This window comes from Fluoribacter dumoffii NY 23 (assembly GCF_000236165.1).
In the GTDB taxonomy this organism is placed as follows: domain Bacteria; phylum Pseudomonadota; class Gammaproteobacteria; order Legionellales; family Legionellaceae; genus Legionella; species Legionella dumoffii.
In genome coordinates this window covers 3,187,208-3,190,281 of the sequence record NZ_CM001373.1, presented here as the reverse complement: position 1 = coordinate 3,190,281, position 3,074 = coordinate 3,187,208, and the positions used below count along the sequence as shown (strand labels likewise).

The window sequence follows — 3,074 nt, the reverse complement described above, 5'->3', positions numbered from 1 at the left end:
TTTTTATGAGAGTGTTTTAATCTGGAATAACCAGACGTTCATTAAAAATTTGGTAAATAAAGAGGTAACACAAGCGTACTTGTATTGAAACAGCAAAGCCGTATGATTTTGAGGTAATTGAGATTATATGGTCAAGAAGAGAAGCGCAAACGGTGGATGCCTTGGCAGTAAGAGGCGAAGAAGGACGTGGAATCCTGCGAAAAGCTCTGGTGAGCTGGAAACGAGCGTTTAACCAGAGATGTCCGAATGGGGGAACCCGGCCATACGTGAGTATGGTCATCTGCAACTGAATACATAGGTTGTAGAGGCGAACTCGGGGAACTGAAACATCTAAGTACCCGAAGGAAAAGAAATCAATTGAGATTCTCCAAGTAGCGGCGAGCGAACGGGGAAGAGCCTGGTGTGATTTATAATACAATGAAATAGAACAACTTGGGAAAGTTGGCCATAGAGGGTGAAAGCCCCGTATATGCAGGTTGTATTAGGAACTAAGCACGCGAACAAGTAGGCCGGGACACGTGTAATCCTGGTTGAATATGGGTGGACCATCATCCAAGGCTAAATACTACTTACTGACCGATAGTGAACCAGTACCGTGAGGGAAAGGCGAAAAGAACCCCGGAGAGGGGAGTGAAATAGAACCTGAAACCGTTTGCGTACAAGCAGTGGGAGCATTTCTTCGGAGATGTGACTGCGTACCTTTTGTATAATGGGTCAGCGAGTTACTTTCAGTGGCGAGGTTAACTGAATAAGGAAGCCGTAGAGAAATCGAGTCTGAATAGGGCGCGAGTCGCTGTGAGTAGACCCGAAACCGGGCGATCTAGTCATGTGCAGGATGAAGGTTGGGTAACACCAACTGGAGGTCCGAACCGGGTAATGTTGAAAAATTATCGGATGACGTGTGACTAGGAGTGAAAGGCTAATCAAGCCCGGAGATAGCTGGTTCTCCCCGAAAGCTATTTAGGTAGCGCCTCGTGAATGATTACTGGGGGTAGAGCACTGTTTCGGCTAGGGGGCTGTCATGGCTTACCAAACCGATGCAAACTCCGAATACCGGCTAATTGAATCACGGGAGACACACGGCGGGTGCTAACGTCCGTCGTGAAGAGGGAAACAACCCAGACCGCCAGCTAAGGTCCCAAAGTACTAGTTAAGTGGGAAACGATGTGGGAAGGCATAGACAGCCAGGAGGTTGGCTTAGAAGCAGCCACCCTTTAAAGAAAGCGTAATAGCTCACTGGTCGAGTCGGCCTGCGCGGAAGATGTAACGGGGCTAAAACTAGTCACCGAAGCTGCGGATGTGCACTAAGTGCACGTGGTAGGGGAGCGTTCTGTAGGCTGATGAAGGTGGATTGAGAAGTCTGCTGGAGGTATCAGAAGTGCGAATGCTGACATGAGTAACGATAATGAGGGTGAAAAGCCCTCACGCCGGAAGTCCCAGGTTTCCTGCACGACGTTAATCGGAGCAGGGTGAGTCGGCCCCTAAGGCGAGGCTGAAGAGCGTAGTCGATGGGAACCAGGTTAATATTCCTGGACTTTTTATAAGTGGTGAAGTGGGGACGAAGAAGGCTAGATAAGCCAGGCGTTGGTTGTCCTGGTATGTGCATGTAGGGGGGTAGACTAGGCAAATCCGGTTTACCATTAACCCTGAGGTGCGACATGGTGCTGACACTTCGGTGTACAGCGAAGTTATTGATGCCCGGCTTCCAGGAAAAGCTGCTAGCCATAACTTATAGAGAACCGTACCGCAAACCGACACAGGTGGACAGGTAGAGAATACTAAGGCGCTTGAGAGAACTCGGGTGAAGGAACTAGGCAAAATGGTACCGTAACTTCGGGAGAAGGTACGCCCTTTCTGGTGATGGGATTTACTTTCAGAGCTGGAGAGGGCCGCAGAGACCAGGTGGCTGCGACTGTTTATTAAAAACACAGCACTCTGCAAATTCGTAAGAAGACGTATAGGGTGTGACGCCTGCCCGGTGCCGGAAGGTTAATTGATGGGGTTATCTTCGGAGAAGCTCTTGATCGAAGCCCCGGTAAACGGCGGCCGTAACTATAACGGTCCTAAGGTAGCGAAATTCCTTGTCGGGTAAGTTCCGACCTGCACGAATGGCGTAACGATGGCCACACTGTCTCCACCCGAGACTCAGTGAAATTGAAATCGCTGTGAAGATGCAGTGTACCCGCGGCTAGACGGAAAGACCCCGTGAACCTTTACTATAGTTTTGCACTGGACTTTGATGATAACTGTGTAGGATAGGTGGGAGGCTTTGAAGTGAGGACGCTAGTTCTCATGGAGCCGACCTTGAAATACCACCCTGTTGTTATTGAGGTTCTAACTTGGTCCCGTAATCCGGGATGAGGACAGTGTATGATGGGTAGTTTGACTGGGGCGGTCTCCTCCCAAAGAGTAACGGAGGAGCACAAAGGTACCCTCGGTACGGTCGGACATCGTACCAAGAGTGTAAAGGCATAAGGGTGCTTGACTGCGAGAGCGACGGCTCGAGCAGGTACGAAAGTAGGTCTTAGTGATCCGGTGGTTCTGTATGGAAGGGCCATCGCTCAACGGATAAAAGGTACTCCGGGGATAACAGGCTGATACCGCCCAAGAGTTCATATCGACGGCGGTGTTTGGCACCTCGATGTCGGCTCATCACATCCTGGGGCTGAAGCAGGTCCCAAGGGTATGGCTGTTCGCCATTTAAAGTGGTACGCGAGCTGGGTTTAGAACGTCGTGAGACAGTTCGGTCCCTATCTGCCGTGGGCGTAGGAAAATTGAGAGGAGCTGCTCCTAGTACGAGAGGACCGGAGTGGACGAACCTCTGGTGTACCGGTTGTCACGCCAGTGGCATTGCCGGGTAGCTAAGTTCGGACGGGATAACCGCTGAAAGCATCTAAGCGGGAAGCCTCCCTCAAGATGAGTTTTCCCATGAAGCCCGTTGGAGACTACGACGTTGATAGGCAAGGTGTGGAAGCGCAGTAATGCGTGCAGCTAACTTGTACTAATTGGCTGATTGTCTTGACCATATAATCTGAGTTACTTCAGATGAACTGAATCAATACCTGGGGTAGGAC

1 rRNA gene is annotated in these 3,074 nt (G+C 50.4%); it reads left to right on the top strand.

From position 1 onward, the window contains the following. Window positions 1-129: 129 nt before the first annotated feature. Window positions 130-3,026 (top strand): 23S ribosomal RNA (locus tag KYQ_RS14515). The last annotated feature ends 48 nt before the right edge of the window (window positions 3,027-3,074 follow it).